This is a genomic window from Pseudomonas sp. D3 (genome assembly GCF_029320995.1).
GTDB lineage: Bacteria > Pseudomonadota > Gammaproteobacteria > Pseudomonadales > Pseudomonadaceae > Aquipseudomonas > Aquipseudomonas paraveronii.
In genome coordinates this window covers 4,150,193-4,172,892 of record NZ_CP119772.1, presented here as the reverse complement: position 1 = coordinate 4,172,892, position 22,700 = coordinate 4,150,193, and the positions used below count along the sequence as shown (strand labels likewise).

17 protein-coding genes are annotated in these 22,700 nt (G+C 61.3%); 10 read left to right on the top strand and 7 right to left on the bottom strand.

Going from position 1 to position 22,700, the window contains the following annotated elements; translation table 11 throughout:
* Positions 1-589 precede the first annotated feature (589 nt).
* The 3 genes from P3S72_RS18920 to P3S72_RS18910 all read right to left on the bottom strand — a co-directional run bounded on the left by P3S72_RS18920 (position 590) and on the right by P3S72_RS18910 (position 2,952).
* Positions 590-1,489, bottom strand: coding sequence for a hydroxymethylglutaryl-CoA lyase (locus P3S72_RS18920; protein ID WP_276193586.1), 900 nt, complete (start codon positions 1,487-1,489; stop codon positions 590-592).
* Positions 1,490-1,505: 16 nt separating this feature from the next.
* Positions 1,506-1,901 carry a MerR family DNA-binding transcriptional regulator gene (locus P3S72_RS18915; RefSeq protein ID WP_253396847.1) on the bottom strand — a complete coding sequence of 132 codons (396 nt, stop codon included), beginning with the start codon at positions 1,899-1,901 and terminating at the stop codon, positions 1,506-1,508.
* A gap of 115 nt (positions 1,902-2,016) precedes the next feature.
* Positions 2,017-2,952 (bottom strand): LysR family transcriptional regulator, encoded by a 936-nt coding sequence (locus P3S72_RS18910; RefSeq protein WP_276193585.1) that lies wholly within the window; start codon positions 2,950-2,952, stop codon positions 2,017-2,019.
* Between the two features lie 151 nt (positions 2,953-3,103).
* Between P3S72_RS18910 and P3S72_RS18905 the strand changes: the two genes are divergently transcribed.
* Positions 3,104-4,333, top strand: coding sequence for an acyl-CoA dehydrogenase (locus P3S72_RS18905; protein WP_276193584.1), 1,230 nt, complete (start codon positions 3,104-3,106; stop codon positions 4,331-4,333).
* Between the two features lie 129 nt (positions 4,334-4,462).
* Here the strand turns inward: P3S72_RS18905 and P3S72_RS18900 are convergent, their stop codons facing one another.
* Positions 4,463-5,794, bottom strand: a complete 1,332-nt coding sequence (locus P3S72_RS18900) for a phosphate ABC transporter substrate-binding/OmpA family protein (RefSeq protein WP_276193583.1) — start codon at positions 5,792-5,794, stop codon at positions 4,463-4,465.
* 133 nt (positions 5,795-5,927) lie between these two features.
* Positions 5,928-6,740, bottom strand: a complete 813-nt coding sequence (gene xthA, locus P3S72_RS18895; protein ID WP_276193582.1) for an exodeoxyribonuclease III — start codon at positions 6,738-6,740, stop codon at positions 5,928-5,930.
* A gap of 168 nt (positions 6,741-6,908) precedes the next feature.
* Between xthA and P3S72_RS18890 the strand changes: the two genes are divergently transcribed.
* From P3S72_RS18890 to P3S72_RS18860, 7 genes are all read left to right on the top strand, one after another.
* Positions 6,909-7,559 (top strand): GNAT family N-acetyltransferase, encoded by a 651-nt coding sequence (locus tag P3S72_RS18890; protein ID WP_276193581.1) that lies wholly within the window; start codon positions 6,909-6,911, stop codon positions 7,557-7,559.
* 64 nt (positions 7,560-7,623) lie between these two features.
* Entirely contained in the window at positions 7,624-9,351 is a 1,728-nt protein-coding gene (locus P3S72_RS18885; RefSeq protein WP_276193580.1) for an autotransporter assembly complex family protein, read from the top strand.
* On the top strand, positions 9,351-13,034 hold the full coding sequence (locus P3S72_RS18880; protein ID WP_276193579.1) for a translocation/assembly module TamB domain-containing protein: 3,684 nt from the start codon (positions 9,351-9,353) through the stop codon (positions 13,032-13,034). Before P3S72_RS18885 ends, P3S72_RS18880 begins: the two co-directional genes overlap by 1 nt.
* A gap of 138 nt (positions 13,035-13,172) precedes the next feature.
* On the top strand, positions 13,173-13,646 hold the full coding sequence (locus P3S72_RS18875; RefSeq protein WP_247407614.1) for a MarR family transcriptional regulator: 474 nt from the start codon (positions 13,173-13,175) through the stop codon (positions 13,644-13,646).
* Positions 13,643-15,094: an efflux transporter outer membrane subunit gene (locus P3S72_RS18870; protein WP_276193578.1), complete on the top strand. Its 1,452-nt coding sequence runs from the start codon at positions 13,643-13,645 to the stop codon at positions 15,092-15,094. The genes P3S72_RS18875 and P3S72_RS18870 overlap by 4 nt, the downstream gene beginning before the upstream one ends.
* Before the next feature lie 15 nt (positions 15,095-15,109).
* Positions 15,110-16,306, top strand: coding sequence for an HlyD family efflux transporter periplasmic adaptor subunit (locus P3S72_RS18865; protein WP_276193577.1), 1,197 nt, complete (start codon positions 15,110-15,112; stop codon positions 16,304-16,306).
* Entirely contained in the window at positions 16,306-17,835 is a 1,530-nt protein-coding gene (locus P3S72_RS18860) for a DHA2 family efflux MFS transporter permease subunit (protein WP_276193576.1), read from the top strand. Before P3S72_RS18865 ends, P3S72_RS18860 begins: the two co-directional genes overlap by 1 nt.
* A gap of 162 nt (positions 17,836-17,997) precedes the next feature.
* Here the strand turns inward: P3S72_RS18860 and lpxH are convergent, their stop codons facing one another.
* Together lpxH and P3S72_RS18850 are read right to left on the bottom strand one after the other, a co-directional pair.
* Complete coding sequence (gene lpxH, locus P3S72_RS18855) at positions 17,998-18,747, bottom strand: UDP-2,3-diacylglucosamine diphosphatase (protein ID WP_276193575.1); 750 nt, start codon at positions 18,745-18,747, stop codon at positions 17,998-18,000.
* The gene (locus tag P3S72_RS18850) at positions 18,744-19,247 is read right to left on the bottom strand and encodes a peptidylprolyl isomerase (RefSeq protein WP_276193574.1); all 504 of its coding nucleotides are present in this window, start codon (positions 19,245-19,247) and stop codon (positions 18,744-18,746) included. Before P3S72_RS18850 ends, lpxH begins: the two co-directional genes overlap by 4 nt.
* 247 nt (positions 19,248-19,494) lie before the next feature.
* Between P3S72_RS18850 and P3S72_RS18845 the strand changes: the two genes are divergently transcribed.
* Together P3S72_RS18845 and cysS are read left to right on the top strand one after the other, a co-directional pair.
* Positions 19,495-21,192: a glutamine--tRNA ligase/YqeY domain fusion protein gene (locus tag P3S72_RS18845; RefSeq protein ID WP_276193573.1), complete on the top strand. Its 1,698-nt coding sequence runs from the start codon at positions 19,495-19,497 to the stop codon at positions 21,190-21,192.
* A 14-nt stretch (positions 21,193-21,206) separates the two neighbouring features.
* Complete coding sequence (gene cysS, locus P3S72_RS18840; protein ID WP_276193572.1) at positions 21,207-22,595, top strand: cysteine--tRNA ligase; 1,389 nt, start codon at positions 21,207-21,209, stop codon at positions 22,593-22,595.
* The last annotated feature ends 105 nt before the right edge of the window (positions 22,596-22,700 follow it).

Sequence of the window (22,700 nt, the reverse complement as noted above, 5' to 3'; positions counted from 1 at the left end):
AGCCCCCTCCCACAGTTTAAATCGAGGCTGTGCTTGAAAATTGCGCAATCCCAGACAGCACAAAGGGGACCCGAAGGTCCCCTTTAATTTGTTGTTACGTGCTCTTTTTTTATTATTGAGGGGCGGTCTATTGTTGTTTTTAGCAACCGTTACCCTTTACCGCTGTTTTTGGCGACCCCCATTCGGGGTCAAGAGCAAACGTATTTTTTTGAGCGCTGATCTGCTTCTTCGCACGCGATCCAACCAGTGGGTAGCTACCTGAGGTAGTTTTATTTTTCTCTATCCGGTTGCGGGTTTCGGCAAGCCGTACCCTGCGAAGCACATCTTCTCCAAAAAAATCTGTTAGCTGCGTCTCTGCCGTGTTGTTTTTGTTATGTCAGAGTCGTTTCGTCTTATTTTTATTAGGTTTGGCGCTTTTTATTCTTGTTATGTAATAGAGATAGCAGAAGCCGTGCCAACTTTTAAAAATCTTTTAAAATCAATGTGTTGTATTTTTTGTAGGAAATGGTCTGTAGCAAACACGACAAAATATGTTCCCGTGTTACTCGTCTGGCCGGCCTGCGGTAACACATTGTCACGGCTAAGCGACTCAACTGGCGTTACGCGCCTTGGCAACGCGTGAGCCGCTGGGTCGGCCCAGTACGTTGCTGATCTGCCGGCCCGCGAGAATCAATTGCTCCAGGTCGATCCCGGTCTCGATCCCTAGGCCGTTGAGCAGGTACACCACATCTTCGGTGGCGACGTTACCGCTGGCGCCTTTGGCATAGGGGCAACCGCCCAGGCCCGCGATAGAGCTGTCGAATACGTTGATCCCTTCCAGCAGGCTGGCATAGACGTTGGCGACGGCCTGCCCATAGGTGTCATGGAAGTGCCCCGCCAACTTGTCCCGTGGCACGTGCGCGCCCACCACCTCGAACAGCCGGCGCGTGGCCCCCGCCGTGCCGGTGCCGATGGTGTCGCCCAGGGATACTTCGTAGCAGCCCATGGCAAACAGCTCGCGGGCCACCGCCGCCACTTGTTCCGGGGCGACCGCGCCTTCATAGGGGCACCCCAGCACGCAGGACACATAGCCGCGCACACTGACACCCTGCTGTTTGGCGGCCGCTATGATCGGCACGAATCGCTCCAGGCTTTCGCTGATCGAGCAGTTGATGTTGCGCTGGGAAAACGCCTCGGACGCGGCGGCAAACACCGCGACCTCCTTGACCCCGGCGGCCAGCGCATCTTCAAAACCGCGCAGGTTCGGCGCCAGTGCGCCGTAGGTCACGCCGGGCTTGCGCTGGATCTGCGCAAAGACTTCGGCGGAGCCGGCCATCTGCGGCACCCATTTAGGCGAGACAAAACTGCCGACTTCGATATAGCTCAGGCCGGCGGCGCTTAGGGCATCCACCAACTGCACTTTGTCGGTCACGCTGATGGGTTGGGCTTCGTTCTGCAAACCGTCGCGCGGGCCGACTTCGACCAGGCGCACGTGGGAGGGGAGGGACATGGCAACTACCTTATGATCAACGGCCAGCCTGGCCTTGGATGGTTTCGGCCAGGGCCTGGGTGCAGCGCTCTTCGGCGGTGTCCAGTTCCAGCTTCATTTGTTCGATATCCAACAACTGCTGCTCCAACTGTTCGCGACGCTCGGCGATCTTCACCAGCATGCTGTTGAGTTGGATATGGTTGCCGCTGGTGGGGTCGTAGAGTTCGATCAGCTCACGGCACTCTGCCAGGGAAAAACCGATGCGCTTGCCACGCAGGATCAGCTTGAGGCTGACCTTGTCCCGCGCCGAGTAGATGCGCTCCTGGCCCCGGCGTTCCGGGGCCAGCAGGCCTTGTTCTTCATAGAAGCGAATGGCGCGGGTGGTGATGTCGAGCTCGCGGGCGAGGTCGGAGATGCTGTAGGTCGTGCTCATGAGGGCGCTCAAGAAGGTCTTGGCGCTAAGCTAATGTCAGGTTGACGTAAACGTCAAGGGCCGCTGCGCAGCCCATCGGGGGCAAGCCCCCTCCCACAGGGGGCGTTCTTCAACCTCAGGCTTGTTGTTTATCCAGCTTATTTTCATGGGCTGTGACCTGCTGGCACAACTCGATCATTTGCTCACGCATCCAGCGGTTGGCCGGGTCCTGGTCGGTGCTTTCGTGCCAGTACAAGTGGGTTTCCACCGCTGGCACGTCGTTGACCGGCAGATTGAACCAGTGCAGTTCATGACGGCGGGCGAAGCGTTCGGGAACGGTCATCACCATGTCGGTCTGCTGCAACACTTGCGAGGCCATCAGGTAATGCTGGGAGCGCAGGGCGATCTTGCGCTGGATGCCCATCTTGCCCAGGGCCAGGTCGACATGGCCCAAGCCGTTGCGGCGGCTGGAGATATGGATATGGGTCAGCGACAGGTAATCATCCAGGGTGAACTTGTCCTTGCCCGCCATCGGGTGGCCCTTGCGCATGGCGCACACGTAGCGGTCTTCCATCAGCTTGACATGACGCACCTGCGGGTCGGTGTTGAGCGGCGCATCGACGGCAAAATCCAGGCGCCCGGCGGCCAGTTCCTTGGTGGTCTCGCGGCGTTTGGACAGGAAACTCTCGATCACCACCGTCGGTGCCAGGCGACGCAGGCGCTGGAACAGCAGCGGCAGAATCACCGCCTCGGTCAAGTCGGTCATGCTGATGCGGTAGGTCTTGGCCGCTTGCTGCGGGTTGAAAATCCGGCTTTCCTGCACCGACACCCGCAGCAATGACAGCGCATTGCGCACCGGGCCGATGATGTTCTGCGCCATCGGCGTGGGCACCATGCCTTGGGCGGTGCGCACGAACAGCGGGTCGTTGAAGGTCTCGCGCAGGCGTGCCAGAGCATTGGACACCGCCGGTTGGGTGATGCCGACAATCTGCCCGGCACGGGTCAGGTTGGCTTCGGTGTAGATCGCGTCAAAGACGATAAACAGGTTGAGGTCGACCTTGCTCAGATTCATTTCGTTGCGCTCTTATTGTTAGGTGTCCATGCCCCGATCATATATCGGTGATGAATGTTAATACACGCCGAGAATAGGCTAGGTAAATTATCAGCGCTGTTCTAGCATCGATTGCATGACCTAAACAACCTCTCAAAGAAGGGAGCTGCTCATGGATTTCGCCTATTCGCCCAAAGTTCAGGAACTGCGTGAACGCGTCACTGCGTTCATGGACGCTTACGTTTACCCAGCCGAACCGGTGTTCGAACGCCAGGTCAGCGAAGGCGACCGCTGGCAGCCCACCGCGATCATGGAAGAGCTGAAAGCCAAGGCGAAAGCCGAAGGCCTGTGGAACCTGTTCCTGCCCGAATCCGAATTGGGCGCCGGCCTGACCAACCTTGAATACGCGCCGCTGGCGGAAATCATGGGCCGTTCGCTGCTGGGCCCGGAGCCGTTCAACTGCTCCGCGCCGGACACCGGCAACATGGAAGTGCTGGTGCGCTATGCCAACGCCGAACAGAAACAGCGCTGGCTCGAACCGCTGCTGCGCGGTGAGATCCGTTCGGCTTTCGCCATGACCGAGCCCGACGTCGCCTCATCGGATGCGACCAACATGGCTGCCCGCGCCGAGCGCCAGGGCGACGAGTGGGTGATCAACGGCAAAAAATGGTGGACCTCCGGCGCCTGTGACCCGCGCTGCAAAATCCTGATCTTCATGGGCCTGAGCAATCCCGATGCGCCGCGCCATCAGCAGCACTCGATGATCCTGGTGCCGGTGGACGCTCCTGGCGTGAAAATCGTGCGCCCGCTGCCGGTATTCGGCTATGACGATGCGCCCCACGGGCACGCCGAAGTGCTGTTCGATAACGTGCGCGTGCCGTATGAAAACGTCCTCCTGGGTGAAGGCCGTGGCTTTGAAATTGCCCAGGGACGTCTTGGTCCTGGCCGCATTCACCACTGCATGCGCTCCATCGGCATGGCCGAGCGCGCGCTGGAACTGATGTGCAAACGCGCCATCAGCCGTACCGCGTTCGGCAAACCGTTGGCGCGCCTGGGCGGCAATATCGACAAGATCGCCGACTCGCGGATGGAAATCGACATGGCACGCCTGCTGACCCTGAAGGCGGCGTACATGATGGACACCGTGGGTAACAAAGTGGCGAAAAGCGAAATCGCGCAGATCAAGGTCGTGGCGCCGAACGTGGCGTTGAAGGTGATCGACCGCGCGATCCAGATCCATGGCGGCGCGGGCGTCTCCAACGACTTCCCGCTGGCCTACATGTACGCCATGCAACGCACCCTGCGCCTGGCCGACGGCCCGGACGAAGTCCACCGTGCGGCGATCGGCAAGTTCGAGGTTGGCAAGTATGTGCCTAAAGAGCTGATGCGCGGCGGGCAGTAACACCGCGTCGCCTGCCATCGGGAGCAAGCCCCCTCCCACAGTTGACCGAGTTGTGCATGAGAACGCGGTCTAGGGTGGGAGGGGGCTTGCTCCCGATGAGGCCATTCCGAACACCGCAAGGCTAAGGTCTCAGTACACCCACACCTCCACCCGCCGATTCTTGATCCGGCCTTCATCCGCCGTATTCGCCGCCACCGGCATCTGCGCGCCGAACCCGCGAATATCGCGCAGCACCACGCCGTTCTTGACCAGTTCCCGACGCACCGCCATCGCTCGCAGCTTGGACAACAGCGCCGCGCGTTGCGGGTCATTCTTGATATCGCCGAACCCCACTAGCGTCACCTGCTTGTCGAGCTTGTCGTGGCTTTTTATATACGCCACCACGCGTTGGACATCCTGGCGCGCTTTGTTGTCCAGGCTGGCGCTGCCTTCTTCGAAGCGAAAATTCACCGTCAGGCGCTGGGCCTCGCGGGCAATTGCCTGATAGTCCTCGGGCATCGAAGGGCGCGGCTCCACGCCCATCGCCTGGACCCGCTGCGCGATAAACCCGTTGGCCGCCACGATCGCCTGGCCCTTGCTGCTTTGGGTAAAGTCCACCAGCGCCTTGGCCCACGGGTTGTGCGTGGTCGGCGGCAGGTAAAAGAACAGGCGGCGCGACAGCGGGTAGTCCTCGGTGGCAATCAGGCTGTTGAGCGGCAACATCGGTTGCGAGTCACCGTCGACGATCGCCACCGCCTTGGCCTGGCGCACATAGGGCAGGCCGATAAAGCCGATGCCTTGCGGGTCCTGGCTCACCGCATCCGACAGTTGCTCGCTGGCCTCGAACCGCTTGGCCGACGCCGCGAGGGGCTTGCCGCGACGGCTGAGCACCAGGTCCTTGAACGTGTCATAGGTGCCCGACTGGTCATCCCGTGCATATAAATGAATCGCCCCGCCGATGCCGCCGAGTGCCTCCCAGGTGCTGATCTCTCCGTTGAAAATTTGCGCCAGTTGCTCGGTGTTCAGCGTATTCAGCGGGTTGCGTGGGTTGAGGATGATGGCCAGGCCGTCGATGGCGATCACCTGTTCGGCCTCGGGGCTTTTCAGGTCGCCCAGGGGTTCGAGGTCCACCAACTCGGTGTCTTTGATCGGGCGGGATGAGGCGGCAAGGTCGGCGCTGGCTTTGTGCAGCGCGGCAAACCCGGTGCTGGAACCATGGGCCGCGACCTCGATGGTCAGCGTCTGGCCCTGGCGAGTCTTGCCGATCACGCGCATTTCATTGGCGCCTTCGGCGGGTTCAGCGTGTACCCCTTGCAGACCCTGCCGCTCCATCAACCCCTTGACCAGCGCCGGGCCAAGCGCCGCACCAATCGTGTTAGAGCCCTGGATGCGCAAGGCGGGGCCCTGATCGGGAACGGGCAGCGGCGCGCTAACGGCAAACAGCGGAAAAAGGGTCAGCAGTAACAGAACGCGCGGGATCATGCCGGCACCGTCTCAAGGCAAAGGGAGTGCTGCGAGATTAAGTCAGTTGGGTTTCAGTAATATGACTGACACCCAGGCGTAAAAATATGGAAGGAACTTGCTCCCACATTGTTTAAGCGCGTCGTCCTTGAAATCAGCTCAATTCCAGCCAGATCGGCGCATGGTCCGAGGGTTTTTCCAGGCCGCGCAGTTCGTAATCCACCCCCGCATCCTTGATCCTGTGCAGCAAGCCGTTGGACGCCAGGATCACGTCGATACGCAGGCCACGCTTGGGCTCATCTTCAAACCCACGGCTGCGGTAGTCGAACCAACTGAAACGGTCGGTCACGTCGGGGTTGAGGTGGCGGAAGCTGTCCACCAGGCCCCAGTTCTTCAGGCGGGCCATCCACTCGCGCTCTTCCGGCAGGAAGCTGCACTTGCCGGTTTTCAGCCAACGCTTGGCGTTGTCGGCGCCAATGCCGATGTCGCAGTCTTGCGGGGAAATATTCACATCGCCCATCACCACCAGCGCCTGGTCGTTGCTGAACTGGCTTTCCAGCAACTGTTGCAAGTCGGCGTAGAAGCGCTGCTTGGCCGGGAACTTGGTGGGGTGGTCGCGGCTTTCGCCTTGGGGGAAATAGCCGTTCATGATGGTGACCGGGTTGCCCTGCGCATCGGCGAAGGTGCCCCAGATAAAGCGACGCTGGGCGTCTTCTTCATCGCTGGCAAAGCCCTTGTGTACGCTCAATGCTTCTTTGCGCGAGAGCAGGGCGACACCGTAATGGCCTTTCTGGCCGTGGTAGTACACGTGATACCCCAGGGCCTGCACGTCGGCCAACGGGAACTGGTCGTCGTGGACCTTGGTTTCCTGCAGGCCGATCACATCGGGTTGATGCTTTTCAATCAGCGCCGCCAACTGATGCGGGCGAGCCCGTAGCCCGTTGATATTGAAAGAGACGATTTTCATGGTCGGCTGTCCAGTCTGGCAAAAGGGCGATGCTAGCCGACAAGTCGGACGGGGGCCAGCGTGGCGGTAGGACGGATGCACTGCTAATGTCTGGGAACGACTCGCGCTGCGTAAGTTCGTACCCATAAGAACGCCGTCTTTTGAATGGCGCCCAGGGAGATTCACCGTATGCCTGACACTTCAACTGCGATTGCCGAAATCCGTCTGCTCAATAGCGACTATTCCCGCGAAGCACGCTCCCTGTTGTACCAGGCTTATCGCCATGAGCCGACGTTCGCCTACATCTTCGAAGCTGAGCGCCCGGGGTATGAGCAGCGGGTGCGCGCCACCGTGCGCGAGCTGGTCAAACAGCATTTCTTCCAGAAACTTCCCGCCATCGGCCTGTTCGTCGACGACCGCTTGATCGGCATTGCGTTGATCGCGCCGCCCCAGCGGCGCCTGGGCATCACCGAGAGCTGGGCCTGGCAATTGCGCATGTGGTTGAGCACCGGTGTGCGCGGTACGCGGCGTTACCTGGATTATCACCAAGCGGTACTGGCGTGCCTGCCCAGCGAGTCGGTGCATGTATTGCCGTTGCTGGGCATTCACCCGCAATTCCAAGGCAAGCACTTCGGTGAGCAACTGCTCGGCGCGGTACACGACTGGTGCGCCGAGGACCCGCATTCGTCCGGCGTGGTGCTCGATACGGGCAACTCGCGTTACCTGGAGTTCTACAAGCGTCAGGGCTATGAGGAAATCGGCGAAGTCGCCATAGGACCGGTCCTTGAGCATGTGTTTTTCCATGCCAATCCGCAGCCGTTACAGGCGGCAACGACTTGAGTCAGGATTTTTCAGATAAATCCGAGTTCAAAGACGCTCCCCAGCTCGTGTAGCATCCGCGCCTATGAAGTTTCCAGGAAGATTTACCAGCGGCTTGATTCTGCTGTTCACAAGCTGCGGCGCTTTGGCGCAAAGCGAACTGGACGTGCGCGTCAAACCCTCAAACGACGCGTTGAAAGCCAACATCGAAGGCTACATCGGCGGGGTAGGCGATCGCGATGAAGAAGCGTTGCTGCGGTTCAGCCGTGGCGCCGAGGAGCAGGCGCGCAAAGCGGCCCAGGCCTTGGGCTTCTATCAGCCGCGGATCAGCAGTGATGTGCAGGGCGGCAAGAACCCGCGCCTGACGCTCACCATCGACCCCGGCGAACCGGTGCATTTGCGCAACGTGACTATTCGGGTCGATGGCCCGGCGGCGGCCCTCAAAGCCTTTCGTGTGCCCGCCAGTCACGACCTTCAAACCGGCGCCGTGCTCAACCACGGCCATTACGAAGACGCCAAGCGTCTGATCCAGAACCAGGCCTCGCGCTACGGTTTCTTCAGTGGGCGCTTTACCCGCCAGACCCTGTCGGTCGACCCCAAGGCGGGCGTCGCCGATATCGAACTGGTGTATGACAGCGGCCCGCGTTACACCTTGGGCAAGGTCAGCTTTGCCGGCAATACGCCCTTTGATGAAGAGCTGCTGCAGCGCATGGTGCCGTTCAAAAACGGTGCGCCCTACGATTCCGAACTGATCGCCGAGCTGAACCAGAACCTGCAAGGCAGCGGCTTTTTCGAGGGCGTGCGGGTGGACGCCGCGCCGGCCGCGTCGACTAACGATGTCATTCCGGTCGCGGTGCAACTGGAAACCCGCAAGCCACGCACCATGGGCCTGGGCCTGGGTTTTTCCACCGACGTCGGCCCGCGGGGCAAGGCCAACTGGACGCGCCACTGGGTCAACTCCCAGGGTCACAGTTACGGCTGGGAAGCCGAACTGTCGGCGCCACGGCAGAACGTCGGCCTGTGGTACGACATCCCGCTCGACCCACCGCTTACCGACAAGCTGCGTTTCGCCGGCGGCTACCAGAATGAAGAGCTGGCCAACACCGACACCCTGAGTAAATTGCTCACTCTCGGCCCGGAATGGCACAGCAAGTTGCCCAGCGGCTGGACCCGGGTGATCTCCCTCAAGTGGCAGCGTGAAGAGTATCGTTTGGGCGACGATTCGGGCCTCAGCAACCTGCTGATGCCGGGGCTCAGCTATTCCTATCTGCGCAGCGACAACCGCATCGATCCCCACCACGGCTACCACCTGCAATTCGACACCAAGCTGGCCAAGGAAGGTCTCGGCTCCGACACCAACCTGCTTTACGGCACGGCCATGGTCAAAGGCCTGACCACCTTGTGGGACAACCACCGCTTCCTCGCACGGGCGCAAATCGGCGGCAGTGCCACCAACGGCTACAAGTCGGTGCCGCCGTCGCTACGCTTCTTTGCCGGTGGCGACCAGAGCGTGCGTGGCTACGAGTACCAGACCCTGTCGCCGGAGAACGACCGCGGCGACCGCATCGGTGGCCGCTACATGGTGGCCTTGAGCGCTGAGTATCAATATTCCATCGCCGAAAAATGGCGGATCGCGACCTTTATCGACCAGGGCAACTCTTTCAACACCCTGGAAATGCCCAGCCTGAAAACCGGCGTGGGCGTCGGCCTGCGCTGGGTGTCCCCCGTCGGGCCGATTCGCCTCGACCTGGCCCATGCCCTGGAAGACCCGGGCGGTATTCGTTTGCACTTTTCCATGGGGCCTGAGCTGTGATGCGTGGTTTGAAAATAGCCGGGCTGGTTGCCGTCGGCCTCCTGGGCGTGGTGTTGCTGGCGTTGTGGACGGTACTCGGGACCCAGGCGGGCAGCCGTTGGGCGTTGGGCCAGGTGCCGGGCTTGAACGTGGACAATTTCCAGGGCCGTTTGGGCGGTCAGTGGCGCGCCGATCATCTGGTGTGGCAGCAGGGCAGCAGTCGCGTCGAACTTAATGCGCCGACCTTTGACTGGTCGCCAGCCTGCCTGCTGCGCATGACGCTGTGCATTGATCGGTTGGATGTGGATCAAGTCAGCCTGCAATTTGCGCCGAGCACCGAAGAGAGCAGCGGGCCGCTTCAGTTGCCGGCGCTGAAGTTGCCGGTTGCGCTCCAGTTGGGCGAGGTTCGCGTCGGCAGCCTGCTATTTAACGGCAGTGAAGAACTCAAGGACCTGCAATTGGCCGCACATTGGACCGCCGCCGGCCTGCAAATCGATGCCGTACACCTGCAACGCGACGACCTTGTGCTGGACCTGTCGGGCCTGCTTCAACCTGTCGGCGACTGGCCGTTGACCGCCAGCGGCAACCTGAGCCTGCCCTACGCGCCAGACGGCGCGCCGTGGACAGTCGCGCTCAAGGTCGATGGCGACCTGCTCAAGACCCTCAAGCTCGACGCCGACAGCAGCGGCTACCTGTCGGCCACGCTCAGCGGCGAGTTGCAGCCGCTGGTGGAAAACCTGCCGGCGCAACTGCACATCACCGCCGACGCCTTCAAACCCAGCGCCGATTTGCCGGACACCCTGCAACTCAATCAACTGGACCTGACCGCCAAAGGCGACCTGAACAGCGGTTACCAATTGCTCGGCAAAGCCTTACTGCCGGCGGAAAAAGGCCCGGTGGCTATGCTGCTGCAAGGTCGGGTGGACGCCAAGGGCGCGCAAATCGCCGGTCTGGATCTGACGGCCGGCGACAAACAAAGCCTGAAACTCACGGCACAGCTGGATTGGCAGCAAGGCTTCAGTGCCGACGCCAAGATCGATTGGCTGGACTTCCCCTGGCATCGCCTCTACCCATTGATCGACGAGCCGCAGGTCACCGTGCGCACCTTCAATGGCGAAATTTCCTATAAGGACGGCAACTACCTCGGCAACCTCAAGGCCGACCTCGATGGCCCCGCCGGCAAATTCAATGTGGTCACACCGTTCAGTGGCGACCTCAAGCAAGTGTTCCTGCCCGAGCTGAAACTGGCCGCTGGCCAAGGCAAGGCCGTGGGCCACCTCAACCTGCAGTTCGCCGACGGCATCGCCTGGGACACGGCGCTCGACCTGTCGGCGTTGAACCCGGCGTACTGGCTCGCGGAATTACCGGGCACCCTGGCCGGACCGCTGCGCAGCAAAGGCGAGTTCAAAAACCAACAGCTCAAGCTGAACGCCGACCTCGACCTCAAGGGCCGTCTTCGCGGGCAGCCCGCCGTGTTGGCCGCCAAGGCCGAAGGCGCGGGCGAGCAATGGACCCTGGCCAACCTGGATATCCGCCTGGGCGACAACCGCATCAACGGCAGCGGCAGCCTGCAACAACGCCTGGCGGGGCAGATCGATATCAAACTGACGCGTCTGGCCCAGTTGTGGCCGCAGTTGCGCGGGCAGATCAATGGCCGACTCGATGTGGCCGGCAGCCTCAAAGCGCCGCAAGGCAAACTCGACCTTAAGGGCCAGCAACTGGCGTTTGCCGACAATCGCCTGCAAAGCCTGAGCCTCGACGCCACGCTCGACAACGCCCAGCGCGCGAAGATCGACCTCAAGGGCAGTGGCATCCAAAGCGGCGACACCCAAGTCGGCACACTGACTGCCAGCGCCCAGGGCGATATCAGGCAGCAGAAGGTCCAGTTGGATCTGGCCGGCCCACTGGTCAAGCTGGCCCTGGCCCTGGACGGCAACCTCGACAAAGGCAACTGGCGTGGGCGCCTGGCCAGCGGTGACGTGCAAGCCGGTGGCCAGGACTGGAAGCTGCAGGCCCCGGCGAAAATCGAGCGCCTGGCCGATGGCAAGTTGACCTTCGCCGCTCACTGCTGGGTCGCAGGCACGGCCAGCCTGTGCGGTGAAGACCAGCGGCTGATGCCCGAACCGAAGCTGCGTTATCACCTCAAGCAATTCCCCATCGACAGCCTGGCCGCCTGGTTGCCCAAGGACTTTGCCTGGCAGGGCACGCTCAACGCCGACGTACAGCTCGACCTACCGGCCAGCGGCCCCAAAGGCGTGATCGCGGTGGATGCCAGCGGCGGCATTTTGCGCGTCAAGGATAAGCACCAGTGGCTGGATTTCCCCTACGACACGCTGAAACTGGACGCCACCCTCAACCCCAAGCGCATCGACACCCGGCTCAACTTCCAGGGCGGCAAACTCGGTGAGTTGCTGTTGCAGGCACAGATCAACCCGCTGGCGAAAAACAAGCCGATCAGCGGCACCTTCAGCCTCACCGGTCTCGATCTTGCTGTGGCGCGGCCGTTTGTGCCGATGGTGGAAAAACTCCACGGCAAGCTCAACGGCAATGGGCGTATCTCCGGTGGTCTGTTGGCGCCGCTGGTCAACGGCAACGTGAACCTGGTGGGTGGCGAAATTTCCGGGCCGCAACTGCCGATCAGCCTCGAAGGTTTGAACGTGCAGGCGCTGATTGCTGGCGAAAGTGTGCAACTCGATGGCGGCTGGCACAGCGGCAAAGCCGGGCAGGGTAGCTTCAAGGGCCATATCGACTGGAGTCGCGCCCTGGTGGTCGACCTCAGCCTGCAAGGCTCGCAACTGCCGGTCACCGTCGAACCTTACGCGGTGCTGGAAGTCGCGCCCGACCTGAAGATCAGCCTGAAGAACGACAAGCTCGCGATCGCCGGCAAGGTGCAGATCCCGCGCGGTGATATCACTGTGCGCGAATTGCCGCCGTCGACGGTCAAGGTCTCGGATGACACGGTGATCGTCGGCAGCCAGACCGCAGAGGGCACGCCACCCATGGCAATGGCGATGGATATCGACGTGGCGGTCGGTGAAGACCAGCTCAACTTTTCGGGCTTCGGCCTCACTGCCAAAGTGCAGGGGCATGTGCATATCGGCGACAACCTGGACACCCGTGGTGAGCTGTGGCTGAACGATGGGCGCTACCGTGCCTATGGTCAGAAGCTCAATGTGCGTCGAGCGCGGCTGTTGTTCGCCGGGCCTCTTGATCAACCGTTCCTGGATATCGAAGCGGTGCGGGTCACTACCGAGTCCTCCAGGACCGTCACCGCTGGTATCCGTTTGAGTGGCAGTGCCGAACAGCCGACGACGCAGATCTTCTCCGAGCCGGCCATGGCTCAGGAGGATGCGTTGTCATACCTCGTGCTGGGACGTTCGCGCACCACCACGGGCGAAGACAACAATATGCTGGCGGAAGCGGCGCTGGGCCTGGGCTTGATGGGCAGTGCCGGGGTGACCTCGGACATCGCCAAGAACCTCGGCATCCAGGATTTCGAGCTCGATACCCAAGGCAGCGGCACCAACACCGCCGTGGTTGCCAGCGGCAAGATCTCGGAGAAACTCAGCCTGCGTTATGGGGTTGGGGTGTTCGAGCCGGCCAGTACCATTGCTTTGCGCTACCTGTTGAGCAAGAAGGTCTACCTGGAAGTGGCCAGTGGCGTGGCCAGTTCGTTGGATATTTTCTACAAACGGGATTTCTAGATCCGCCGTCGATGAAAAAGTGCGAGCGGGCTCGCTCGCACATACCAAGCAAGCTAATTATTCCATTTGACATTCGCTGCCTAAGCAGTAATATCTCGTCACACATTCACTGCCTAGGCAGTAATAAGGTGACTTTCGATGAAGCACTTCACCCCGGACAACTTCCACAACTGCCAACTTGGGCTGTTGCTCGGCCGTGCGGCCATCCTTAAAGACAAGATCATCGACACCCATATGGAACCCCACGGCATCACCGCCGCGCAGTTCAAGGTGTTGATCATCATGGCGCAGTTCGGGGTCGACACCCCGGCGGAGCTGTGCCGCAACCTGTCGCTGGACAGCGGTTCGATGACCCGCATGCTCGACCGCCTGGAGCAAAAGGGCCTGCTTGGTCGCAAGCGTTCGGAGCTGGACCGCCGCCAAGTGCAGTTGGTGCTGACGGATGACGGTCAGCGCCTGGCGGACATGCTGCCCTACATCGGCGCCGAGGCGTTGAACCAGTTGGCCAGCGCACTGGAACCGGGTGAGTTGCAAACCCTGGAAAAAATCCTCAAGAAAATTCTGATAGCTGCCGGTGATCCCATCACCCTTCAGCGGGTAGGTAGAGAATGAACACACGTGCCCTTTGCCTGGTGCTGGCGGCCATGAGCATGGCCGGTTGCGCCAACTTCAGCGGCCTCGACACTCAGGGCCAGCGCCTCGACGCCAACACCCTGCAGACCGGTAAGTCGTTGACCGGCGTGACCCTGTCGAGCGCCGCCTGGCCCAGCGCCGACTGGTGGAAAAGCCTCGGCGACCCGCAGCTCGACGGCCTGATCCAGGAAGCCCTGCAAAACAGCCCCGACATGCAAGTGGCCAGCGCCCGTGCCCATCAGGCCGAAGCCGCCGCCTATGCCGCCAATGCCGCACGCATGCCGACCCTGGACGCCAGCGCCGGTGTCAGCCGTTCGCGCCTGGCCAAGGACCAGGACCCGCTGGGGCAGGGCGATGCCTACTCGACCGTGCGAAATATCGGCGCGAGCTTCAACTACAACTTCGACCTCTGGGGCGGCCAGCGTGCTGCCTGGGAAGCCGCCTTGGGCCAGGCCCGCGCCGCCGAAGTCGACCAACAGGCCGCGCGCCTGACCCTGGCGGCCGATGTGGCCAAGGCCTACAGTGATTTGGGCCAGGCCCATATCGTGCGTGACCTGGCCAATGACGACCTCAAACGCACCCGGCAAATGCTCAACCTGAGCCAGCGCCGCCTCAACTCAGGCATCGACAGCCAGTACCAGTTCCAACAGACCGAAAGCCTGGAAGCCAGCTCCCAGTCGCAACTGATCGATGCGGAAAAACAACTGCAGAGCGCCAAAATCGCCCTGGCGGTGTTGCTCGGCAAAGGCCCGGATCGCGGCAACGAACTGGCGCGTCCGGCGGTGCTCAAGCCCAGCGCCGTCGCAGTGCCTTCGGTGCTGCCCGCCGAATTGCTGGGCCGCCGCCCGGACCTGATCGCCGCCCGTTGGCGTGTAGAGGCCGCGAGCAAGAACATCGCCGCCGGCAAGGCCAACTTCTACCCCAACCTCAACCTGAGCGCGAGCGCCGGGGCCGAGTCGTTGCTGGGGGACGCGATGTTCGGTTCGGCCAGCCGGTTCTTCAACATTGCGCCGACGATCTCGCTGCCGATCTTCGACGGCGGTCGCCTGCGCGCCAACCTCGATGCGCGTGATGCCGACTACGACTTGGCTGTGGCCCAGTACAACAAAACCTTGGTGCAAGCCCTGGGCGATATTGGCAACACCCTTTCACAACTGCGCGAAACCGGTCGGCAGATCCAGGCCCAGCAACACGCCGCGGACATTGCCCAGCAGTCCTACGACACCGCGATGCTGCGTTACAGCTCTGGAATCGGTAACTACCTGGACGTGCTCAGCATCGAGCAGCAATTGCTGCAAGCGCAGCGCCAGCTAGCGGCCCTGAATGCCGCGCAAATCGATTTGTCGATCCAATTGATGCAAGCCCTGGGTGGCGGCTACAGCGCCGCAAACGTGGCGTCGACCACCCCAGCTACACGCACGGAATAATTTGAGGTAACTGACATGGCCACTGCCGAAAGCAACACCGCAACGGGAAAACCCGATAACAACCCACGCAAACGTAAAGTGATGCTGATCGGCCTGACGCTGATCGTCATCCTCAGCGTCGTCGGCGTGTGGGGCTGGTATGAACTCTACGGTCGCTTCAATGAAAGCACCGACGACGCCTACGTCAACGGCAACGTGGTGGAAATCACCCCGCTGGTCACCGGCACGGTGGTCAGCATCGGCGCCGACGATGGCGACCTGGTCCACGAAGGCCAGGTGCTGATCAACTTCGACCCCAACGACGCAGCCGTCGGCCTGCAAAGTGCCCAGGCCAACCTGGCCCGCACCGTGCGCCAGGTGCGAGGGTTGTACAGCAACGTCGATGGCATAAAAGCCCAGGTCAATGCGCAGAAAGCCGACATGCAAACCGCCCAGGACAATTTCAACCGGCGTAAGACGCTGGCCCAGGGGGGGGCGATTTCCCAGGAGGAGCTGTCCCACGCCCGCGACGGGCTGACTGCGGCCAAGAACGCCCTGACCAACCTCGAACAGCAGCTCAAGACCAGTACCGCCCTGGTGGATGACACCGTGATCTCGTCCCATCCGGACGTGCAAGCTGCCGCCGCGCAACTGCGCCAGGCCTACCTGGGCAATGCGCGCAGCACCTTGATCGCCCCCGTGACCGGCTATGTGGCCAAGCGCACCGTGCAACTGGGTCAGCGCGTGCAGCCGGGCACGGCATTGATGGCGGTGATCCCGCTGGACCAGTTGTGGATCGACGCCAACTTCAAGGAAACCCAGCTGCGCAATATGCGCATCGGCCAGCCGGTGGACATCGAAGCTGACATTTACGGCAGCGATGTGAAGTACAGCGGCACCATCGACAGCCTCGGCGCCGGCACCGGCAGTGCGTTTGCCTTGCTGCCTGCGCAGAACGCCACCGGCAACTGGATCAAGATCGTGCAACGGGTGCCGGTGCGCATTCATATCAATGCTGAAGAATTGGCCAAGCACCCGCTGCGCGTGGGCTTGAGCACCGTGGTCAACGTTGACCTGCACGACCAGAGCGGCCCGGTATTGGCGCAACAGGCGCCGCAAAAGGCCTCGTTCACCACCAATGTGTATGATCGCCAATTGGCCGAGGCTGACGCCATGATCACTCAGTTGATCCATGACAACAGCCTCGCCGCGCCCAAGGCTGCGCAACGCTGATGAGCAATAACGCGTCCTTCTCGCCGCCCAGCTTGCTGATGGCCACTATTGGCCTGTCGCTGGCGACTTTCATGCAGGTGCTTGATACCACGATCGCCAACGTGGCGTTGCCGACCATCTCCGGCAACCTCGGTGTGAGTTCGGAGCAGGGCACCTGGGTGATCACCTCGTTCGCGGTGAGCAACGCCATTGCCCTGCCGCTGACCGGCTGGTTGAGCCGGCGCTTTGGCGAGGTGAAGCTGTTTCTCTGGGCCACCATTCTGTTCGTGCTGGCCTCGTTTCTTTGCGGTATTTCCACTTCGATGCCCGAGCTGATTGGCTTTCGGGTGCTGCAAGGCTTGGTGGCCGGGCCGTTGTACCCGATGACCCAAACGCTGCTGATCGCGGTCTACCCGCCGGCGAGGCGCGGCATGGCCCTGGCGTTATTGGCGATGGTCACGGTGGTGGCGCCGATTGCCGGTCCCATCCTCGGCGGTTGGATCACCGACAGCTACAGTTGGCCGTGGATCTTCTTTATCAACGTGCCCATCGGCATCTTTGCGGTGATGGTGGTGCGTTCGCAACTGAAGAAACGCCCGGTGGTCACCAGCTACCAGCCGATGGACTATGTGGGGCTGTTGAGCTTGATCGTCGGGGTCGGCGCGTTGCAGATCATCCTCGACAAGGGCAACGACCTGGACTGGTTCGAGTCCAACTTCATCCTCGTGGGGGCGGCGATTTCGGTGATTGCCCTGGCGGTGTTCATCATCTGGGAGATGACCGACAAACACCCGGTGGTCAACCTGCGGCTGTTCGCCTACCGCAACTTCCGCATCGGCACCATCGTGTTGGTCCTCGGCTACGCGGGCTTCTTCGGCATCAACCTGATCCTGCCGCAGTGGCTGCAAACCCAGATGGGCTACACCGCGACCTGGGCCGGCCTGGCGGTGGCGCCGATCGGTATTCTGCCGGTGCTGATGTCGCCGTTTGTCGGCAAGTACGCGCACAGATTCGACCTGCGCCTGCTGGCGGGCCTGGCGTTCCTGGCGATTGGCTTGAGCTGCTTCATGCGCGCCAACTTCACCAATGAGGTGGACTTCCAGCACATCGCCCTGGTGCAGTTGTTCATGGGTATCGGCGTGGCGCTGTTCTTCATGCCGACCTTGAGCATCCTGATGTCCGACCTGCCGCCGCACCAGATCGCCGACGGTGCAGGTCTTGCGACCTTCCTGCGGACCCTGGGCGGTAGCTTCGCGGCCTCGCTGACCACGTGGATCTGGATTCGCCGCGCGGACCAGCACCATGCGTACATGAGCGAGAACATGACCACCTATGACGCGGCCACCCGCAATGCACTGGACGCACTCGGTGGGGCAGGGCACAAGGCTTATGCGCAGTTGGACCAGATCCTCACCAGCCAGGCGTACATGATGTCCACCGTGGATTACTTCACGTTGCTGGGGTGGATGTTCATGGGCTTGATGCTGCTGGTGTGGCTGGCCAAGCCGCCGTTCACCGCGAAGGCAGGGCCGGCTGCATCAGGGCACTGATCTGCCCGGGCTGGAATGCAATCAACCAAGGCAGGAATGCAATCAGCCAAGACTGGAATGCAATCAACTGTGGGAGGGGGCTTGCCCCCGATAGCGGTGTATCAGCTTCAAACAGGCTGACTGATACACCGCCATCGGGGGCAAGCCCCCTCCCACATTTGGTCAGGCGCCGGGAAGCGCCAGTTGCGGGTTCACAAGGTCAAACGCCGCCAACTGAAACCCTTGCTCATCCACCTGCAATGCCCAGCCTTGCTTGTCCCAATCCCCCAGCACAATGCGCTTGGCCGCCTGGTCACCAATCTGCAACTTATGAATGGCGGGGCGGTGCGTATGGCCGTGGACCAAGGTGCGCACGCCGAACTGCTGCATCACCCGCGGCACTTCCTCGGGGGTGACATCGACAATGTCGTTGGCCTTCATCCGCGTCTGCGCCCGGCTTTCGCTGCGCAGCTTGCGGGCCAGCTTGTGGCGGGTGCGCAGGGGCAGGTGACGCAGGATAAACAGCGCAATCGGGTTACGCAGGATGCGCCGCAGCTTCATATAGCCGACGTCGCGGGTGCAGAGGCTGTCGCCGTGCATCAGCAGCACGGGCTCGCCGGCGAGCTGCACGACGCTCGGGTCCTTGAGCAAGGTGGCGCCTGCGGCTTTGCAGAACGCCTTGCCGAGCAGGAAGTCACGGTTGCCATGCATGATGAAAATCGGCGTGCCGCTGTCGCTCAGTTCGCGCAGGGCCGCGCAAATCGAGCGCTGGAAAGGGGTGATCCCATCGTCGCCAATCCAGGCTTCAAAGAAGTCCCCGAGAATGTACAACGCCTGGGCGCCACGGGCGCGGCCGTGGAGTAAATCCAGAAACGCCCGGGTAATGTCCGGGCGCTCCTCTTCCAGATGCAAGTCTGAAATCAGCAATATCACTCAATGATCTCGGCTTTCTCGATGATCACGTCGTCTGCTGGTACGTCTTGGTGGCCGGCTTTGCTGGTGGTGGCAACACCTTTGATCTTGTCGACGACGTCAGTGCCTTCGGTGACTTTACCAAACACCGCGTAGCCCCAGCCCTGCACGTTCTTGCCGCTGTGGTTGAGGAAGGCGTTGTCGGCGACGTTGATGAAAAATTGCGCGGAGGCCGAATGCGGCTCCATGGTACGGGCCATGGCGACGGTGTATTTGTCGTTGGAAAGGCCGTTGTCCGCTTCGTTCTGGATGCTTGGGCGCTTGTCTTTCTTTTCTTGCATGCCAGGCTCGAAACCGCCGCCCTGGACCATGAAGTTGCCAATGACACGGTGGAAAACGGTGTTTTCGTAGTGGCCGGCTTTCACGTATTCAATGAAGTTGGCGACGGTGATCGGCGCTTTCTCGGCGTTCAGTTCGATGACGATGTCACCGTGGTTGGTGCTCAGTTTGACTTGAGTCATGTTCACTACTCTTTCAGGGAATTCGTGGGTTCAGGCGCTGTGCGCCTGACCTGTTTGGCTAAACGATGGCCAAGGCGCGCAGTTTAGCGTGCCCTGCGGGAATTTCGAGGTGGTTTTTTACCGCCCGGGCAATTAAAGCAGCAGTTTTGGGCCGCGCTCTGTCAGGCGGTTGGCCGCTTCGGCTATGATAAGCCCTTTGTTTTATCTGGCCTGACCAAGGCCACGTACTCGTCTGTTCAAGGATATTATGAGCAAGCCCACTGTCGACCCTACCTCGAACGCCAAGGCCGGCCCTGCCGCCACGGTCAACTTCCTGCGCCCGATCATCCAGGCGGACCTGGATTCGGGCAAGCACACGCAGATCGTCACCCGCTTCCCGCCAGAGCCCAACGGTTACCTGCACATCGGTCACGCCAAGTCGATCTGTGTGAACTTCGGTCTGGCCCAGGAGTTCGGTGGCGTCACGCACCTGCGTTTCGACGACACCAACCCGGCCAAGGAAGACCAGGAATACATCGACGCCATCGAAAGCGACATCAAGTGGCTGGGCTTCGAATGGTCCGGTGAAGTGCGCTATGCGTCCAAGTATTTCGACCAGTTGTTCGATTGGGCCATCTTACTGATCAAGGCCGGCAAGGCCTACGTCGACGACCTCACCCCTGAACAGGCCAAGGAATACCGTGGCAGCCTGACCGAGCCGGGCAAGAACAGCCCGTTCCGCGACCGTTCCGTGGAAGAGAACCTGGACTGGTTCGCCCGCATGCGCGCCGGTGAGTTCGCCGATGGCGCCCGTGTACTGCGTGCCAAGATCGACATGGCCTCGCCGAACATGAACCTGCGCGACCCGATCATGTACCGCATCCGCCATGCCCACCACCATCAGACCGGTGACAAGTGGTGCATCTACCCGAACTACGACTTCACCCACGGTCAGTCGGACGCCATCGAAGGCATCACCCACTCCATCTGCACCCTGGAGTTCGAAAGCCACCGTCCGCTGTACGAATGGTTCCTGGAGCACTTGCCGGTTCCGGCACAGCCGCGCCAGTACGAATTCAGCCGCCTGAACCTGAACTACACCATCACCAGCAAGCGCAAGCTCAAGCAACTGGTGGATGAAAAGCACGTCAACGGCTGGGACGACCCACGCATGTCGACGCTGTCGGGCTTCCGTCGTCGCGGCTACACGCCCAAATCCATCCGCAACTTCTGCGAAATGGTCGGCACCAACCGTTCCGACGGTGTGGTCGACTTCGGCATGCTCGAATTCAGCATCCGTGACGACCTCGACCACAGCGCCCCGCGTGCCATGTGCGTGCTGCGCCCGCTGAAAGTCGTGATCACCAACTACCCGGAAGGCCAGGTCGAGAACCTCGAACTGCCACGCCACCCGAAAGAAGACATGGGCGTGCGCGCACTGCCATTTGCCCGTGAAATCTATATCGACCATGACGACTTCATGGAAGAGCCGCCAAAAGGCTACAAGCGCCTGGAACCTGCCGGCGAAGTGCGCCTGCGCGGCAGCTACGTGATCCGCGCCGACGAAGCGATCAAGGACGCCGAGGGTAATATCGTCGAACTGCGTTGCTCGTATGACCCAGAGACCCTGGGCAAGAACCCTGAAGGCCGCAAGGTCAAAGGCGTGGTCCACTGGGTGCCGGCCGCTGCCAGCGTCGAGTGCGAAGTGCGTCTGTACGATCGTCTGTTCCGTTCGCCGAACCCTGAGAAAGCCGAAGACAGCGCGAGCTTCCTCGACAACATCAATCCGAACTCCCTGCAAGTACTCACGGGTTGTCGTGCCGAGCCATCCCTTGGCAATGCACAGCCGGAAGACCGTTTCCAGTTCGAGCGCGAAGGTTACTTCTGCGCGGATATCAAGGACTCGAAACCTGGTCACCCGGTATTCAACCGTACCGTGACCTTGCGTGATTCGTGGGGCCAGTGATTTAAGGAACCGTCGTGCTAACGATCTACAACACGCTCAGCAAGAGCAAAGAAGTCTTCAAGCCGCTGGATGGCAACAAGGTGCGCATGTACGTGTGCGGCATGACCGTGTACGACTACTGCCACATCGGCCACGGCCGCAGCATGGTCGCCTTTGACCTGGTGACCCGCTGGTTGCGTTTCAGCGGCTACGACTTGACCTATGTGCGCAACATCACCGACATCGACGACAAGATCATCAACCGCGCCAATGAAAACGGCGAGTCGTTCGACGCGCTGACCGCGCGCATGATCGCCGCGATGCACGAGGATGAGGCGCGCCTCAACATCCTCAAGCCGGACATGGAACCGCGCGCCACGGACCATATCCCGGGCATGCACGCGATGATCCAGACCTTGATCGACAAGGGCTACGCCTACGCCCCAGGCAATGGCGACGTGTACTACCGCGTCGCCAAGTTCATGGGCTACGGCAAGCTGTCGCGCAAGAAAATCGAAGACCTGCGCATCGGCGCGCGTATCGAAGTCGACGAAGCCAAGCAAGACCCGCTCGACTTCGTGCTCTGGAAAGGCACCAAGCCCGGCGAGCCGAGCTGGGAATCGCCATGGGGCGCCGGGCGTCCGGGCTGGCACATCGAATGCTCGGTGATGTCCACCTGCTGCCTGGGCGAGACCTTCGACATTCATGGCGGCGGCAGCGACCTCGAGTTCCCGCACCACGAAAACGAAATCGCCCAAAGCGAAGCCGCCACCGGCAAGACCTACGCCAACGCCTGGATGCACTGCGGCATGATCCGCATCAATGGCGAGAAGATGTCCAAGTCCTTGAACAACTTCTTCACCATCCGCGACGTGCTGGAAAAGTACCATCCGGAAGTGGTGCGTTACCTGTTGGTGTCGAGCCACTATCGCAGCGCGATCAACTACTCGGAAGACAACCTCAAGGATGCCAAAGGCGCCCTGGAGCGTTTCTACCACGCGTTGAAAGGCCTGCCCTGCGTGGCCCCGGCCGGCGGCGAAGCGTTCGTGGCACGGTTTACCGAAGTGATGAACGACGACTTCGGCACACCGGAAGCCTGCGCGGTGCTGTTCGAGATGGTGCGCGAGATCAACCGCCTGCGTGAGAGCGATCTCGACGCAGCGGCCGGCCTGGCTGCGCGCTTGAAAGAACTGGCCAGCGTGTTGGGCGTGTTGCAGATGCAAGCCGAAGACTTCCTGCAAGCCGGCGCTGAAGGGCGTGTGGATGCGGCTGAAGTGGACGCGCTGATCCAGGCGCGTTTGGCCGCTCGGGCCAACAAGGACTGGGCGGAGTCCGACCGCATCCGTGACCAACTGACCGCGATGGGTGTGGTGTTGGAAGACGGCAAGGGTGGGACGACGTGGCGGTTGGCTGATCAGGTTTGATCAGTCAGCGCTGAATGAAAAACGCCCCGACTGGTTCGGGGCGTTTTTTTAATGGGGCTAAGCGTCTGAAACCGTGACAGAGCTCCAATCAAATGTAGGTGCTGG

What these genes read in the sequence shown, in the direction of transcription:
- P3S72_RS18890 (WP_276193581.1), top strand. Translation starts at nt 6,909, where the DNA reads ATGCCTGACACTTCAACTGCGATTGCCGAAATCCGTCTGCTCAATAGC.
- P3S72_RS18905 (WP_276193584.1), top strand. Translation starts at nt 3,104, where the DNA reads ATGGATTTCGCCTATTCGCCCAAAGTTCAGGAACTGCGTGAACGCGTC.
- P3S72_RS18865 (WP_276193577.1), top strand. Translation starts at nt 15,110, where the DNA reads ATGGCCACTGCCGAAAGCAACACCGCAACGGGAAAACCCGATAACAAC.
- P3S72_RS18910 (WP_276193585.1), bottom strand. Translation starts at nt 2,952, where the DNA reads ATGAATCTGAGCAAGGTCGACCTCAACCTGTTTATCGTCTTTGACGCG.
- P3S72_RS18885 (WP_276193580.1), top strand. Translation starts at nt 7,624, where the DNA reads ATGAAGTTTCCAGGAAGATTTACCAGCGGCTTGATTCTGCTGTTCACA.
- P3S72_RS18870 (WP_276193578.1), top strand. Translation starts at nt 13,643, where the DNA reads ATGAACACACGTGCCCTTTGCCTGGTGCTGGCGGCCATGAGCATGGCC.
- xthA (WP_276193582.1), bottom strand. Translation starts at nt 6,740, where the DNA reads ATGAAAATCGTCTCTTTCAATATCAACGGGCTACGGGCTCGCCCGCAT.
- P3S72_RS18860 (WP_276193576.1), top strand. Translation starts at nt 16,306, where the DNA reads ATGAGCAATAACGCGTCCTTCTCGCCGCCCAGCTTGCTGATGGCCACT.
- P3S72_RS18900 (WP_276193583.1), bottom strand. Translation starts at nt 5,794, where the DNA reads ATGATCCCGCGCGTTCTGTTACTGCTGACCCTTTTTCCGCTGTTTGCC.
- P3S72_RS18880 (WP_276193579.1), top strand. Translation starts at nt 9,351, where the DNA reads ATGCGTGGTTTGAAAATAGCCGGGCTGGTTGCCGTCGGCCTCCTGGGC.
- P3S72_RS18920 (WP_276193586.1), bottom strand. Translation starts at nt 1,489, where the DNA reads ATGTCCCTCCCCTCCCACGTGCGCCTGGTCGAAGTCGGCCCGCGCGAC.
- P3S72_RS18850 (WP_276193574.1), bottom strand. Translation starts at nt 19,247, where the DNA reads ATGACTCAAGTCAAACTGAGCACCAACCACGGTGACATCGTCATCGAA.
- P3S72_RS18845 (WP_276193573.1), top strand. Translation starts at nt 19,495, where the DNA reads ATGAGCAAGCCCACTGTCGACCCTACCTCGAACGCCAAGGCCGGCCCT.
- P3S72_RS18875 (WP_247407614.1), top strand. Translation starts at nt 13,173, where the DNA reads ATGAAGCACTTCACCCCGGACAACTTCCACAACTGCCAACTTGGGCTG.
- P3S72_RS18915 (WP_253396847.1), bottom strand. Translation starts at nt 1,901, where the DNA reads ATGAGCACGACCTACAGCATCTCCGACCTCGCCCGCGAGCTCGACATC.